Raw genomic sequence first — 15,226 nt, 5'->3', positions numbered from 1 at the left:
ACGCCGAGGCGGTAATGTGGGTCACATTCTGCGCGTCCTGACGACGCGGGTACACCCCCCGAAGAGGGGGACAGCGTGAATCATCCGGAGGTGACATGAGCGAGGCGTCGTTGGTGATAGACGCGCTGCACCGGGTGCGCCGGGCCAGCGGTGTCTCGCTCGCGTTCGCCGGCATGGTGTCCGGAGAGTCGAATCGACAAGGTCAGTCCGTGCGCCTCGAACATTTCGTCGGCCCCACCCGGGGAGCGCTCGCCGGGGTGTCCGTCGACATCGGGCACGGACTCGGTGGCAAGGTCATCAGCGTCCAGCGACCCGTGGCGGTCGACGACTATCTCCGCACCCCGAGGATCACCCACCGATACAACACGATCATCGCGACCGAGGGTCTCCGGGCGATGGCCGCGGTCCCCGTGATCGTCGACCGGCAGCCGGTGGCGGTGCTCTACGGCGCCCTGCACAGCACCGACCCGATCGGCAACCGCACCTTCGACGTCCTGGCCGCCGAGGCACGTGCGCTCGAACAGCAGATCGTCGTGAGCCGGGTCGCCACGGATTCGGTGTCGGACCCGGCGGATGTCGCGGAACTTCGTGATCGACTCACCGAGGCCTACGGACGGCTGCGAACGCTGGGCCGCAGCCTCGACGATCAGTTGGTGGCCGAGGAGATCGCCCGCATCACCGACGCGCTCCTCGACAGCGCCACCGAAGCCGACCCGACCGTCACCCTCACACGACGTGAGTCCGACGTCCTCGCGCTGGCCGCGCTCGGCCACAGCAATAGGCGCATCGCGGAGGAACTCGGCATCGGGGTGCAGACGGCCAAGGGCTACATGAAGGACGCCATGGGAAAGCTCGGCGCCGCCACCCGGCTCGAGGCGGTCATCGCTGCGCGGCGGGCAGGACTGCTGCCGCGCTGACCGGACGTGGCCCGGTGCGCGGCAGAGCGTCGCTCAGTGGTTGCGCAGGGTCTCGATCAGCTCGTCCTTACGCATGTCGGAGTAGCCGGTGATGTCGAGTTCCTTTGCACGGTCACGCAATTCGTCGACGGTCCAGTCCTCATACGATGGCGAGTGACCGCCCTTCGCGCCGACGGAGGATCGGGATTCGTTGGCCGCGGCATTCGCGATGCGCGCCGACTTCTCTTTTGAATTGCCCTCGTCACGGAGCTTCTCGTACAGTTCGTCGTCCTTGACCGACGGGCCCGGATCGCGTTCTGGCATCGGTGTCCTCCTCGTTGGTTGTCCCAATGTCTCGGTTCAGTCACCGCTTTCGACGATACGCCGCTCGAACAGCACCGAGATCCGGTCCTGGTCGATAGTGTGAGGTTGAGGCAGCGTGACCAGGATCCCCGGACAGCGCAGGAGCATCGATGAGCAAGAAGAAGAAGATGATCGGTCGGCTCGAGAAGGAGATCGAGCGTCTCCGCGGCGAACTCGACCGTGTCGACAAGGAAGCGAAGAAGCGGATCAAGAAGGCGGAGAAGGACGCGGCCGCGCTGCGCGACGAAGTGCTGAGACTGATCGGCCAGGCCAGGTCGGGAGGCAAGACGGCCGCCGACGAGAAGGCCGGCGCCGCGCCCGACAAACCCGACACCGCAATCGTCGAGGAGACGCCCGCGTCACCCGCCGTCGAGGCACCCGCGGTGACCCCGACGAAGGTGCCGGACGCACCGGAACGGGCGACTCGCACGCGTGCCCCGGCACAGAAGAAGCCCGCGAAATCGGCGGCTTCCGGAGGCCCGACCGTGGCGCAACTGCGGACCGAGGCCAAGAGCAAGGGCATCAAGGGCTACTCCACGATGACCAAGGCCCAACTGCTCGACGCGCTCGGCTGAGGCCACCCACACCGGGCCGTGAGCAGGGTGGATAGGCTTGGACGGTGGGCGTGCAGAGATCAACGCAGGTCGCAGCCGAGCCCCGCGACGGCGGTGGGGGCGACTCCCTCGTCGGCAGGTGGCAGCAGCTGCGCGACGTGATCGACGGCCCGCTCCCCGAGATTGCGCTCCGCTTCTCCCGCTTCCTCGCTGCCGACCGGCCGCATCAGGCGTTGATCATCTTCACCCGCGAATGCACCGGACGCCCGCGCAAGGTCGCCGGCGATCCGGAGATCGTCGACCGGGTCACCATCGACGAGCTCGATGCGATCAAGGAATCGGTTCTGCCCGGCCGACTCGAGCCCACCACCGCGGTCGTCGGTGGGGTGCTGCGTCCCGTCCACGCGGTGCGCGACGAGTCCGACACGCTGCTCGTGGTCATCCCCAAGCCGTCGCGGACCGCGCCCGCGGAGCCGTCCGGTGATCTGCTCCGCGCCTGGTTCGCGATCGTGGCGACATCGATCCGACAGCAGGTCGCGCAGGCGAGCCCGGACTACCTCGCCGAATCGCGCGCGGCATCCAGCGAGCGGGCACGGACGATCGCGCAGCTCACCCAGACCCACGAGGATGCCCTCGTCTCGATCCTGGGCACGCTGCGGTCCCGCGACCTCGACGATCGCACGGCACGGGCCGCTGCCGCCGAGACCGCGTCGTCGGCGCTCATCGCGCTGCGGGCGGTGGGCGACAGCGACCGCAAATTGGCCACCGAGGAGCTCACCGCCGCATTCGGGCGGTTACAGCTGGAGCTCGAGCCGGCCGCGGATCAGCTCCACGTCGACGTCGAGTACGTCCGACCGTCGGGCAGCGGACGCACCCTGCCCGGCGAGATCGCCCACGCGGCGCGAGCGATCGTCCGGGTGGTCGCGGTGGCCTTCGGTTCCCAGCGCGGTGTCGCGCGACTGCGGATCGCATGGGAGTGCGTCGGGAACGATCTCGTCGTCGACGTCCGTGACCAGGGTGCGGGCGACCTCGACGGGGAGGCGCTGTCCCGGCAGCTGACCGGTCGGCTGCAGACACTCGGCGGCCGGCTCGAGGTGGAGACCCTCCCCGCCTGGGGCAGCCGGGTGACGGCCCGTATCCCACTCGAGACACCCGGCGAGCGCCCCGACGAGGACGTTCTGTCGACGCTCAACCCGCGGGAACTCGAGGTGCTCGGCCATCTCGCGCTCGGGCGGCGGAACAAGACCATCGCCACCGAGCTGGGTGTCAGCGAGAGCACCGTCAAGTTCCACGTCACGGCCATCCTGCAGAAACTGCAGGTGTCCAATCGAGGGGAGGCCGGTCTGCTGGCGGCGCGGGCCGGAATCACCGCCGCATGAGAATGCGGCCCTCCGCGGTGATCCGATTGATGGGCTGTACTTTCGACTAGGTAGAACCATCCATTCGGACGGATGCATGTGTTCACCCGCACCGCGAGACTGGGATGCGTAGCGGACTGCCCGTGGCGGTCCACAGTTGTCACCCGAAAGGATTGAGAAGCCGATATGTCGCAGACGGTCAAGGGAGTCATCTCGCGGAGCAAGGGAGCGCCGACAGAGGTCGTCGACGTGGTGATCCCCGACCCCGGCCCACGGGATGTGGTGGTGTCGATCAAGGCGTGCGGTGTGTGCCACACCGATCTGGCCTACAAGCAGGGCGGCATCAACGACGAGTATCCGTTCCTGCTCGGCCATGAGGCGGCCGGCACCGTGGAGGCGATCGGCTCCGACGTCACGCACGTTGAGGTCGGCGATTTCGTGGTGTTGAACTGGCGTGCGGTGTGCGGCCAGTGTCGCGCCTGTAAGCGCGGGCGTCCGTGGTACTGCTTCGACACGTTCAACGCCAGCGTCCCGATGACCCTGACCGACGGGACCGAGCTGAGTCCGGCGCTGGGCATCGGCGCGTTCGCCGAGAAGACGCTGATCCATGAATTGCAGTGCACCAAGGTCAATCCCGAGACGGATCCGGCCGTCGCCGGCCTGCTCGGCTGCGGCGTGATGGCCGGCCTGGGCGCCGCGATGAACACCGGCAATGTGGGTCGCGGCGACTCGGTCGCGGTGATCGGCTGCGGCGGTGTCGGTGACGCCGCGATCGCCGGTGCGAGACTGGCCGGAGCGACCACGATCATCGCGATCGACCGCGACTCCTCGAAGCTGGCGTGGGCCAAGGATCTCGGCGCGACGCACACCATCAACGGTGCCGAGGTCGACGACGTGATCGCCGCGGTGCAGGACCTCACCGACGGCAACGGCGTCGACGTCGTGGTGGATGCGGTCGGCCGGCCGGAAACCTACAAGCAGGCGTTCTATGCCCGCGACCTGGCGGGGACCGTGGTGCTCGTCGGTGTGCCCACGCCGGACATGACACTGGAGATGCCGCTGATCGACTTCTTCTCGCGCGGCGGTGCGTTGAAGTCGTCGTGGTACGGCGACTGCCTGCCCGAACGTGACTTCCCGATGCTCATCGACCTGTACGAGCAGGGTCGGCTGCCGTTGGACAAGTTCGTCACCGAACGCGTCGGCCTGACCGATGTCGAGGCCGCCTTCAGTGCGATGGAGGCGGGCAAGGTGCTGCGCTCGGTGGTGGAGCTGTGAGCCTGCGCATCGACAATGTCGTGACGTCCGGCCAGTTCTCACTCGACGGCGGCACCTGGGACGTCGACAACAACATCTGGATCGTCGGCAACGACGACGAGGTGGTCATCATCGACGCCGCGCACGCGGCCGAACCGATCCTCGAGGCGGTCGGCGATCGCACGGTGAAGGCGATCGTGCTCACCCACGGGCACAACGACCACATCACGGTCGCGCCGGAACTGTCCGAGGCGACCGGCGCCCCCATCCTGCTGCATCCGGGCGACGACATGCTGTGGAACGAGACCCATCCCGACGTCGCCCACGGTGACCTCGAGGACGGGCAGGAGATCACGGTCGCCGGGACCACGCTGACGATCATCAACACACCGGGACACTCGCCCGGATCCTCGGTCGTGTACGCGCCCGAGGCCGGCGTGCTGTTCTCCGGTGACACCCTGTTCCAGGGCGGACCCGGCGCCACCGGACGGTCGTACTCCAGTTTCCCGACCATCATCGCGTCGATCCAGGAGAAGATCTTCAGCCTCGACCCGGAGACGAAGGTCCACACCGGACACGGTGACGGCACGACCGTCGGCACCGAGTCGCCGCACCTCGAGGAGTGGATCAAGCGCGGCAGCTGACACCGCCGCGCGGGTGCGTGCGGGTAACGTCAGCACAATGACCGCGCCCGGCGCCCTGATTCCTCCGGCATTGCGGGGTTATCGGGCGTCCTGGCTGCGCACCGACATTCTCGCCGGCATCACGCTGGCCGCGGTGGCCATCCCAGAATGCATGGGGTACAGCTCGATTGCGCACGTCCCGGTCGTTGCCGGGCTGTACACCATCATTCTGCCCACCATCGCGTTCGCCGTGCTCGGTTCGTCCCGGTTGCTGGTCGTCGGCGCCGACTCCGCCACGGCGGCACTGCTGGCCTCGGGCATCGCCGGGCTCGGCGTCGCGGGACTGATGCCGGACACGCAGGAGTGGCTCGCGTGGGCCGGTGTCATCGCGCTGGTGACGGGCGCATTCCTCGCCGTCGCGCGTGTCTTGCGCCTCGGCTTTCTCGGCGACTTCCTCTCCACCGCAGTGCTCGTCGGCTTTCTCGCCGGGACCGGCATCAGTGTCATGACGGGACAGATCCCGGGCATGCTCGGTATCCCCGTGACCGGGGGGCGGGTATGGGAGCGATGGTCGGCGATCGTGGGCGAGCTCGGGTCGATCAACTGGGCGTCGGTGGCGTTCGCCGCCGCCACCCTGGTCGCGCTGATCGGCGCCCGGCGGTTGGCGCCTCGGGTGCCGATGGCGATCCTGGTGGTGATCGGGTCGATCGTGCTGGTCGCGGTGTTCGGCTGGGCCGATGACCTCGACGTCGTGGGTGCGCTGAACGGCGGATGGCCGAACCTCGGACTGCCCGACGGCATCCGGTGGGGTGACATCCCCAAGGCCGCGACGGTCTCGATCGGCTGTGCCATCGTGATCCTCGCCCAAAGCGCCGCCACCGCTCGCGGTTTCGCCCAGAAACACGGGGACACCGCCGACGTCAATCGCGACATCGTCGGGCTGTCCGCAGCGAACCTGATGGCCGGGCTGAGTTCCACTTTCGTGGTCAACGGAAGTCCGACCAAGACCCAGTTGCTCGACGAGCAGCGCGGTCGGACGCAAGTCGCCAATCTGACGATGGCTGCCGTGGCACTGGTGGTCGTGGTGTTCCTGGACCGCGCGCTCGCCGACCTCCCGCACGCCGTGCTCTCGGCGATCGTGTTCCTGGTCGCGGTCAATCTCATCGACCCGCACGCGTTCCGTCGTATGTGGCAGGTCCGCAGGATCGAGTTCGGGATCGCTGTCATCAGTGCGGTCGTGGTCCTCGTCTTCGGCGTGCAGAACGGCATCCTCACCGCGATGGGCGTGTCGCTGCTCGAGATCGTCCGCCGTCAATACCAACCGCGACGATTCGTGGTCGGCGTCAGCGACCACGGTCGCGAGCGTCGCTACACCGCAGCACATCCCGGCCTCGAATCGTTGCCGGGGCTGATCGTCTTCCGGTACGACGCCGACCTGTTCTACGCCAACGCAAGTCGCTTCGCCGACGACGTGATGGGGTTGATGCGGGCCGCGCCGGACCCGGTGCGCTGGCTGGTCCTCGACTGCACCGTCATCAGCGATGTCGACTATTCGGCCTCGTCGGTGCTCGAGGACCTGATCGCGTTCGTACATTCGCGTGACGCCCACTTCATCCTGGCCGGCGTCGACCCGGAACTGCATGGGGCCCTGTTCATCGAGGGAGTGCTCGGCGACCTCGACCCCGACCACGTGTTCGGCACCGTCGGTGCCGCGGTCCGTGCCTACGAGAATGCCTACCCGGACGCCGTCGAACACGAATCCGATGACCATCCAACGCATCCCGAAGGATCGGAGGAACAGTGAGGCTCGCACGTGTCGTCGACGCATCCACCGCCATCGCCGCCACCCGCTCCCGCAACAAGAAGTCGGCCGAACTCACCGCGCTCCTCGACGAGGCGTCGGCCGAGGAGATCCCGACGGTGGTCGCGTGGTTGTCGGGGGTGATTCCGCAGGGCCGGCTCGGGGTCGGCTGGCGGTCTCTGATGAACCTGGAACTCACTCCGGCGGCGGAACCGTCCCTGTCGGTGTCCGATGTGGATGCGATGCTGACCGGGCTCGCCGCCGCCACCGGACCCGGTTCGGTGGGTCGACGGCGCGAGCTGCTCGATGAATTATTCGGTTCGGCAACCGAATCCGAGCAGGACCTGCTTCGCAGGCTGCTGATCGGCGAACTGCGGCAGGGTGCGCTGGCCGGCGTGATGGTGGATGCGATCGCGTCGGCGTCCGGACAGTCACTGGAGTTGGTCCGCCGGGCGCACATGCTGACCGGATCGCTCTCGGAGACGGCGGCGCTCGCGGTGCACGGCGGTGAAGACGCACTCGCCGGGGTCGGCTTACAGGTCGGACGCGCGGTGTCGCCGATGTTGGCGACACCAGCGGAATCGCTCGAGGACGCCGTCGTCTCGCTCGGCCCGGACCTGGTGGTGGACTTCAAGCTCGACGGTGCCCGGGTGCAGGTGCATCGTGACGGCGACGCCGTCTCGGTGTTCACCCGGACCCTGCGCGATATCACCGGCGCCGTTCCGGACATCGTGGCGGTCGCACGTGACCTGCCCTGCCGGAGCATTATTCTCGACGGTGAAACGCTGACCCTTGACGCCGACGGGCGGCCTCGGCCGTTCCAGGACACGATGAGTCGGTTCGGCTCGTCGGGTGAGTTCGGCGACGATCCGGCCGGGGTGCTACGCCCCTTCTTCTTCGATTGTCTACATCTCGACGGTGACGACCTCATCGATCGGCCGCTACGAGAACGTCTGGCGGCGTTGACGTCGGTGGCACCCGAGTTGCGCATCCCGTCGGTCGTCAACCCGACCGTCGAGCAGGCCGCACAGCACTTCGATGCGGCGCTCGCCGACGGGCACGAAGGGGTCATGGTCAAGTCCCTCGACGGCGTCTACGCTGCCGGTCGCCGCGGAAAGGGCTGGCAGAAGGTCAAACCCGTGCACACCATCGATCTGGTGGTGCTCGGAGCCGAGTGGGGCTCCGGACGTCGCACGGGATACCTGTCCAACCTGCATCTGGGTGCCCGCGACCCCGACGGCGGTCCACCGGTGATGGTGGGCAAGACGTTCAAGGGACTCACCGACGCGTTGCTGCAATGGCAGACCGACGAGTTCCCGCTGCACGAGAGTCACCGCGACCCACACACCGTCTATCTGCACCCTGAGCTCGTGGTGGAGATCGAACTGGATGGAGTGCAACGCAGTTCGCGCTATCCCGGTGGTGTTGCCATGCGCTTCGCACGGGTGGTCAGGTACCGGCCGGACAAGACGCCCGCCGAAGCGGACACCATCGAGACCGTCCGGGGGATGCTGCCGGGATGATCGGCCGGGCCGTTTCAGCCGTGGTAACCGAACTTGGCGTTCAGCTCGTCGCCGACGACGGTCAGTTTCGCGACGAGCTCGTGTGCGTCGGCGGGATCGAACCGATAACGGGGACCCGAAACGCTCAGTGCCGCCACCACCTGGCCGGTGTGGTCGCGGATGGGGACGGCCATCGCGACGAGACCGACTTCCAACTCCTCATCGGCCAGCGACCAACCACGTTCGGCGACGATGTGCAATTCGTCGATCAGCGCGGGCAGGTCGGTGATGGTCTTCTCGGTGAACCGGGGCAACGTGCGGGGCAAGCTCTTGCGGAGTTGGGGATCGGTCAGTCCACTGAGCAACGCCTTGCCCGATGAGGTGGCATGCGCCGGGGACGCCTGGCCCACCCAGGTGTTCAACGCTACGCTCGACGAGCCCTGCGCCTCGACGACGTTGATGGCCTCTCCCTGACGTAGGATCGCGAGATTGGTGGTCTCGCCGGTGTCCTCGGCGAGCGTGTTGCAGAGTTCCTGACCGAACTTTGCGAGATCGAGCGTCGCGGTCGTCGTCCCGGCCAATCGGACCACGGTGAATCCGATCCGGTACTTGCGGCCGCCGTGCGCCTGCTCGACGAACCCCCGCGATTCCAGTGATCCGATGATGCGCGACACCGTCGATTTGTGAACGCCGAGTTCCTCGGCGAGCTCGGTGACCCCGGCACTACCGGCCCGGCCGATCATCTCCAGCACCTGCAGGGCCCGATCGACCGACTGGACAGCGCCGCCCGTCGGCTTCTCGCTGTCTGTGCTCTCACCGGCCATAACAACAGTTACCTTACCTGCCGCGCTCAGTAGTCGATCTCCACCGGAGACAGAGGTTCGGAGCAGCAGAGCAGGATCTTGCCCTGTTGGATCTCGCGATTTCGGATGCCGCCTTGGTGATTCATCACCACGTCGCCCGAGAGCTTGCTGACCTTGCACGACCCGCACAGTCCGATTCCGCAGGACGACGGCAGAGTGACGCCGGCGGCAGCTGCGGCGGCAAGGATGCTCGATCCGGGTGAGACGGTGATCCGTCGGGCACGCCGGGTGAAGTCGACGACGACGCCGGGTTCGTGGGAATCGGCGGGGAGGCTGAAACCGAAGCTCTCCTCGTGGATGTGCGCGAGGTCGCCGCCGGCGGCGACGAGGGCGGACCGCACGCCGCTGCGGAAACTCCCAGGCCCGCAAAGGAAGATCTCGCGTTCGGCCAGGTCGGGACAGACGCGCTCGATCATCGTGCGGTCGACACGGCCCCGGTGACCCGTCCAGTCGGGCAATTCGTCGGCAGGCATGCGGGTGGCGGCGAAGGCCAGCGTCAGATTCGGATGCCCTCCGGCGAGTTCTTCGAGTTCGTCGCGGAACGGAATGTCGTCGACGCTGCGGGCGCTGTGCACGAAGACGATGTCGGTGGGTGCCCGGGCGTCGGTGACCGCGCGAACCATCGACATCACCGGGGTGATGCCGCTGCCGGCCGAGATGAAGAGATACTTCTCCGCCGGCCGGGCGGTGTAGGTGAAGCGGCCCAGTGGGCCGGTGGCGGAGATGACGGTGCCCGGAGACATGTTGTCGTGCAACCAGTTCGAGACATGTCCCCCGGCGACTCGTTTCACCGAGATCGACAGGGAGCCGGAACTCAGTGGCGACGACGAGATGCTGTAGCACCGCTGGACCGACCTGCCGTCGATCTCGAGGGTGATGGAGAGGAACTGGCCGGGCTCGAAGACCAATGTGTGGGACTCGTCCGGGGCCGGGTCGCTTCCACCCGAGTGGCCGAGGACCCGAAAGGTGAAGGTCGCGATGTCACGTGTGGTGTGGGAGCGGTCGATGCAGAGCAAGAGGTGGTCGGCGGACATCACGCACTCTCCGCGGTGGGCATCGGTGTCGGCAGGCCGAGGTTGGTGCGCAGCGCGGTGATGTACCAGTTGACGAATGCCTCGACCTGGAACTCCGACGGTCCGTACGGGCCGGGCACATAGGCGGGACTGCTGATGCCCTGCTGTGCCAACCGGACCAGGTCCGCGTCCTGCTGATTGGTGATCTCCCACACCGAGGTCAGACGGTCGAGGTCGTAGTCGACGCCCTCGACGGCATCCCGGTGCACCAGCCAGGTGGTGCGGACCAGTGTCTTGTTCGGCGCGAGCGGGATCACCGAGAACAGCAGTGCGTGATCGCTGGTGACGTGCAGCCACATGTTGGGTTGCAGGTGCATGGACAGGCGACCCAGGCGGGTGTCCGGCATGTCGGTGAGCAACCGACGGCACGCGGCCGTGCCGTCGAGGGTGAACGACTCCCCAGCGAGGTCCATTGCTTCTCGCTCGATATGGAAACCTGTTGTGCGGGTGTCGAGTTGCTCGATGCGTGGGTAGGGTAAGCCGTTGCGTTCCCAGGTCTCCACCAGTTCGGTGGTGGCCTGGTGGTAGCGCGCGAAGACCGGTCCCAGCCGGGCGGGGATGGCTGCGGCATCGCTGTAGCCCCAGGTAGGGAAGAAGACGTTGAGCAGCTCCGGATGGCCACTGCAGTGATAGCACTCCCGGTTGTTCTCCATGGTCAGCTTCCAGTTGCCGTCCTCGATGAGATCGGTCTGTTTGGCGACCTTGGCCTGCTGGAGCAGATGCGGCGCCAGATACGGCTCGATGATCTCCGCGACCTCGTCGATGTCGGTCGGCGGATCGTCGGCGAGACAGATGAAGACGAGTCCGGCGATCGTCCGAACGTGCACCGAACGCAGTGAGTAGCAGGACTTCTGGAATCCGGGTGCCTGTGCGTCGGCGAACATCAGCCGGCCGTCCATGCCGTAGGTCCAGGAGTGGTACGAGCAGACGATGGTCCCGACCGATCCGCTGCGCTCGGTCAGCAAGCGCGCGCCGCGGTGCCGGCAGACATTGTGGTGCGCACGGATCTCGCCGCTGTCGTCACGCGTCACGATCACCGAACGACTGCCGAAGTTGATCGTGACAAAATCGCCGGGCTCGGCGACCTCTGCCTCGGCTGCGACGAAGATCCATCGTTTGGAGAAGACCTCGTCGAGGTCGAGGTCGAAGAAGTCTTGATCCACATAGAACGACGCGGGCAGGCTTTGCCCGGGGACTCGGTCGCGGATCAGGGCGTGCACGGGGCGGAGCGGATCGTCCGGCCTCGAGTGTGCCGCGCCGGCGACGAATTGTGCGGTCATCGGTGTGCGGATACCAATCTCTGCCAAGGGATTCACGATTCCTCAGATGTCGGACAGAGTGCCTGTGGTCCTCGGTGACCCGCTGGCGGAGCCGGTGCATCAAACGGTCAATGTTGCGCGCTACGCAACGCTGAGCAGCACATGCAACAAGTGTGCGGCCGCGTGGATACGGTGTCAAGCGCTGAGTCGGCGGGTTCGGGGAGTATCGGTTGTCGCTCCCTGATTCCGGATCCGCGCCTTCGATCGAGGGAGCGGAATCGGAATCGGGGAGCGACAACCGTCAGCTCATGCTTGCCACTCGTCGACGTCGCACTCAGTGCCGGATGGGCGCCGGACTCCAGAGTCCGCTGCGAGTGGCGGTTCCGGTCTGGATGTCGGCCAGCGTGTTCACGTTGCCGTAGGGCGTGTACTTCTCCAGCGAGCCCCAGTCGCGGCCGATGTCGCCCTGCAGGTACGTGGCCATCGCGTCCGCCTGCTGCGAGACCTCGAGCCAACCGAGCGGTCCGCCGCCGTAGGAGTCCTGCCACGCGGAGACCGCGGCGGCCAGATCGGCGCCGGGCTTGATCCGCCACTTGGGAATCTCCGCGACCCCGTTCTCATGGGTGAAGGGACGTTGGCACGGGAACACCAGACCGGACGTCCAGTCGACGTGAACCGGGTCCTCGCGGCCGACGACGTCCTCGAGTGTCTTCATCTCCGGCAGGCGCGGCGGCGTGACGACGATGAACCGGTCCGACGACAGGTTGTCGTCGACGGCGACGATCCGAACCGCGGTGATATCGGACGGCAACGAGTCGGTGGTGACGCGAACATTGCGCCAGGACGGTCGCGGTCCGGGGTCGATCATCTCGGTGTCACCGGTGGCCTGCAGCGATGCGTCGCGGGTTCCGGGGCGGATGGGATCGGTGGTGTATTCGAGCAACAGGTTCGGATTGTCGTAGAGACCTGCGACGGAGAATGTCAGCAACGGCCGGTCCTGGAAGTCGGACGGCAGCGCATACCACGCCGACGTGAGCCGCGCGGGAACCTGGTCGGTCGTCGAATAACTGCCCATCACCGGGGTCTTGGCCGGGTCCAGGAAGAACGGGAGTTCGGCAAAACTGCCGTTGACACCGGCGCTCGATGTCACGCCGCCACCCGTGCCGCCAGTGTTGGCGGTCAGCACATCGGGAGAGTCGACCGCTGTGCCGGCGAGGACACCGAGCGAACCCTCGCTGGCCGTCGTGTCGAGGTCGACGGGCACGCCGTTGGCGGTGAACCCGGTGGTCGCCGGTCGCGTGCCGCCGGGCGGCGCGGTGGCCGGCCCGGCGAGCGGATCGGCGATCGAACCGTCGACCGGTTGCAGCAGGAACCGGCTCGGATCGGTCTCCACCCACACCTTGTCGGCCATCCCGCATTCCTCGCCCTTGAGGGCTTCCAGGTTGGATCGGGGTACCGAGTACGACGAACTCTGTTGAATCCCCGCGAAGGCCGCGGTGATCAGCATGAAGATCACGACGCCCGCGGAGATGAACGCCAGCGGTGCCGACGCCACGAGCGACCACAACCGGCGGTACCAGGCGCGCGGGCGGTGATGTGCGGGATCGGCGGGGTCGGTGCCGGCGAACGGCTCCCGGAAGTGGAACCAGAGCGCCGCGAGCAGGAGGACCAGCGCGGCGTACAGCAGGATGTCGGCGAGTTTGAGCCCGAAGGTCACCTGGCCGACGCCCCACGGCATCCCCCACGCCGACGAGTAGTAGTACGAGTTCGGCGCGGTGAACGCGAGCCCCCCGATGAACAGCACGAGTGCGGCGAACAGTGTGCGGTTCCGTCGCGAGTGCATGGTGTCGTTGCTGGCCGCGATGGCAGCGATGGCGGCGAGCGCGGCGGCCAGACCGGCGAACACACCGAAGTGATGCGTCCACTTGGTGGGCGTGAACATCAGGAACACCAGGGACGCGAAGGTGATCCCGACAATCCGGCGGGACGGCCCCAACGCGGTGCCGGGGATGCGCGAACGTCGGATCAACATCGCGGCGGAGACGACGAGGCCCAGGAACATCGCCAACACCGCGAACCGACGTGCGATCGAACCATCCGCGGAGAACGCGAACAAGGAGGAGTAGCGGTCGATCTCGTTGTACCAGTGCAGGGATGGGCCGAGTGCCGACTTCATCTGCGATGCCTCGACGAACGACCGCAGCGTGAGATTCGAGAACACCACGAAGATCACGAAGGTCCCGGCCGCGAGGATCGGTGCCAGCAACGCGACGTAGCTCCAGCGATCGCCGCCGATCACCTTGGCCCGCTTGATCAGTGCGAGCATCATCGGGCGGGCACCGGCGATGAGGGCCGCGACCGCCAGCAGCCCGGTCGGTCCGGCCGCCAGGCTGAATGCGCCGACGAGGCAGGCCACCGCGGCCGGCAGCAGACGGCCGGTGGCGATGGCGCGCTCCACCGAGCACCAGGTGAGCAGCGCGCCTAGACAGATGATCGGTTCCGGGCGTAGGCCGTTGTTGAACGGGAACCACGACACCAGGAACACGAACGCCGCGGTCCATCCGACGACCGGTCGGGAGATGGCGGCGCGGCCGAGACGCGGCAACACCTCGTGGCTGATGATGAGCCACACCCCGATGCCGCAGAGCAGTGCCGGAATCCGCATCCACGGGCTGGCCACGCTGACATGGCTGAGCCAGCCGAAGACCTGGTAGTACCACCCGAACGGCGCCTCGGGAGCGCCGTACCAGCGGAAGTAGTTGGCGGTGTACTGGGCATGCTGAGCCACCCGCGACATGGTGAGCAGGTAGCCGTCGTCGGACGTGTTCGGTCCGATGAAGTGCCAGACTATGAGCGCGCCGATCACGACGTAGTCGCGGGCGTTGAGTCGCCACCACCGAGCGGGCAGGATGCGGCGGTGTTTGCGACCGTCGGTCGAGTCGAGGACGGCGAGTGCCGCCAGTGCCAGCAGAGTGCAGATGATCCCGACGATCAGCACGGCCCACTTCAGGATCGTCGGAGTGGTCGAGTACCGGGAGTCGATCGTGACATGCGCATCGAGGCCGGGCAGGGTCGCGGCCGGACCGTCGAGGTCGGTGAACAGACCTGTGACCTGGGGGCGCTGGTCGGCGTCATAGGTGTCGGACTCGCGGCCAGCCGTGGTGCCGTCGAGCGCCTCGCCCTCGTCATTGCGCATGCCGACGAACTCGGCCGACACCGCATCGGAATCGGCGTGCACCGCGATCTCGCGGCAGTCCTGCGACCGGATCTGCTCGAGAGTCGCAGAGACCAGCGGTACGTTGCGGATGACCACTTCGACGGTCTGCCGATCGGCCGGGTCACCCGGCTGACCCGTCTTGCGGATGAACAGCCCGCGCTCGGCCGCCTTGTCCGCCTCCTTGGGTGTGGTGGACAGCAGCACCGATTCGCCGTCACCGAGTTGCTCGACGGCGCTGCACGGCACGTGCGCGTCCAGGTCGATCGGAACATAGCTGATCAGCGGCGCCGCGACCGAGGTGACCCGGTCGCCTTGCGGCCACGAGATCTGTGCGGTGGTCTGGTGGACCGGCATGAGGGGAGTGGCCAGCGCCATGAGGAAGCCGAGCAGTCCGGTGATGATGGCGACGACCTTGGCTCGTCTTACCGTCTGCGATGGCACAAAGAGAGATGGTAACCGTTGG

At 67.0% G+C, this 15,226-nt stretch carries 12 protein-coding genes; 7 read left to right on the top strand and 5 right to left on the bottom strand.

Translation table 11 applies throughout. The features are described 5' to 3' along the window. Positions 1–95 precede the first annotated feature (95 nt). Complete coding sequence (locus AC4AMJ_RS23810; RefSeq protein ID WP_489915119.1) at positions 96–917, top strand: helix-turn-helix transcriptional regulator; 822 nt, start codon at positions 96–98, stop codon at positions 915–917. 33 nt (positions 918–950) lie between these two features. On the opposite strand, the gene AC4AMJ_RS23805 is transcribed toward AC4AMJ_RS23810, so the two are convergent. Then, positions 951–1,220, bottom strand: a complete 270-nt coding sequence (locus tag AC4AMJ_RS23805; RefSeq protein ID WP_489898697.1) for a DUF7218 family protein — start codon at positions 1,218–1,220, stop codon at positions 951–953. Positions 1,221–1,369: 149 nt separating this feature from the next. Between AC4AMJ_RS23805 and AC4AMJ_RS23800 the strand changes: the two genes are divergently transcribed. The 6 genes from AC4AMJ_RS23800 to AC4AMJ_RS23775 all read left to right on the top strand — a co-directional run bounded on the left by AC4AMJ_RS23800 (position 1,370) and on the right by AC4AMJ_RS23775 (position 8,372). Continuing rightward, the gene (locus tag AC4AMJ_RS23800; RefSeq protein WP_489915117.1) at positions 1,370–1,834 is read left to right on the top strand and encodes a Rho termination factor N-terminal domain-containing protein; all 465 of its coding nucleotides are present in this window, start codon (positions 1,370–1,372) and stop codon (positions 1,832–1,834) included. A 128-nt stretch (positions 1,835–1,962) separates the two neighbouring features. Then, entirely contained in the window at positions 1,963–3,192 is a 1,230-nt protein-coding gene (locus AC4AMJ_RS23795) for a helix-turn-helix transcriptional regulator (RefSeq protein ID WP_489900708.1), read from the top strand. A 165-nt stretch (positions 3,193–3,357) separates the two neighbouring features. Further along, complete coding sequence (locus tag AC4AMJ_RS23790; protein WP_489898699.1) at positions 3,358–4,446, top strand: S-(hydroxymethyl)mycothiol dehydrogenase; 1,089 nt, start codon at positions 3,358–3,360, stop codon at positions 4,444–4,446. Then, the gene (locus AC4AMJ_RS23785) at positions 4,443–5,069 is read left to right on the top strand and encodes an MBL fold metallo-hydrolase (protein WP_489898700.1); all 627 of its coding nucleotides are present in this window, start codon (positions 4,443–4,445) and stop codon (positions 5,067–5,069) included. Before AC4AMJ_RS23790 ends, AC4AMJ_RS23785 begins: the two co-directional genes overlap by 4 nt. Before the next feature lie 37 nt (positions 5,070–5,106). Further along, positions 5,107–6,852, top strand: a complete 1,746-nt coding sequence (locus AC4AMJ_RS23780; protein WP_489915115.1) for a SulP family inorganic anion transporter — start codon at positions 5,107–5,109, stop codon at positions 6,850–6,852. Continuing rightward, on the top strand, positions 6,849–8,372 hold the full coding sequence (locus AC4AMJ_RS23775; protein ID WP_489915113.1) for an ATP-dependent DNA ligase: 1,524 nt from the start codon (positions 6,849–6,851) through the stop codon (positions 8,370–8,372). The genes AC4AMJ_RS23780 and AC4AMJ_RS23775 overlap by 4 nt, the downstream gene beginning before the upstream one ends. Before the next feature lie 14 nt (positions 8,373–8,386). Here the strand turns inward: AC4AMJ_RS23775 and AC4AMJ_RS23770 are convergent, their stop codons facing one another. From AC4AMJ_RS23770 to AC4AMJ_RS23755, 4 genes are all read right to left on the bottom strand, one after another. Then, positions 8,387–9,175, bottom strand: a complete 789-nt coding sequence (locus AC4AMJ_RS23770; RefSeq protein WP_489898703.1) for an IclR family transcriptional regulator — start codon at positions 9,173–9,175, stop codon at positions 8,387–8,389. A 26-nt stretch (positions 9,176–9,201) separates the two neighbouring features. Beyond that, positions 9,202–10,248 (bottom strand): FAD-binding oxidoreductase, encoded by a 1,047-nt coding sequence (locus AC4AMJ_RS23765; RefSeq protein ID WP_489898704.1) that lies wholly within the window; start codon positions 10,246–10,248, stop codon positions 9,202–9,204. Beyond that, a complete protein-coding gene (locus tag AC4AMJ_RS23760) occupies positions 10,248–11,567 on the bottom strand; it encodes an aromatic ring-hydroxylating oxygenase subunit alpha (RefSeq protein ID WP_489915111.1) in 1,320 nt (439 codons plus the stop codon). Before AC4AMJ_RS23760 ends, AC4AMJ_RS23765 begins: the two co-directional genes overlap by 1 nt. 313 nt (positions 11,568–11,880) lie before the next feature. Then, positions 11,881–15,204: an arabinosyltransferase domain-containing protein gene (locus AC4AMJ_RS23755; protein ID WP_489898706.1), complete on the bottom strand. Its 3,324-nt coding sequence runs from the start codon at positions 15,202–15,204 to the stop codon at positions 11,881–11,883. Positions 15,205–15,226 lie beyond the last annotated feature (22 nt).

This window comes from Gordonia sp. LMA484 (assembly GCF_058129505.1).
Note: the sequence above shows the minus strand (reverse complement) of the source record. Positions and strands in the feature narration are given on the sequence as shown.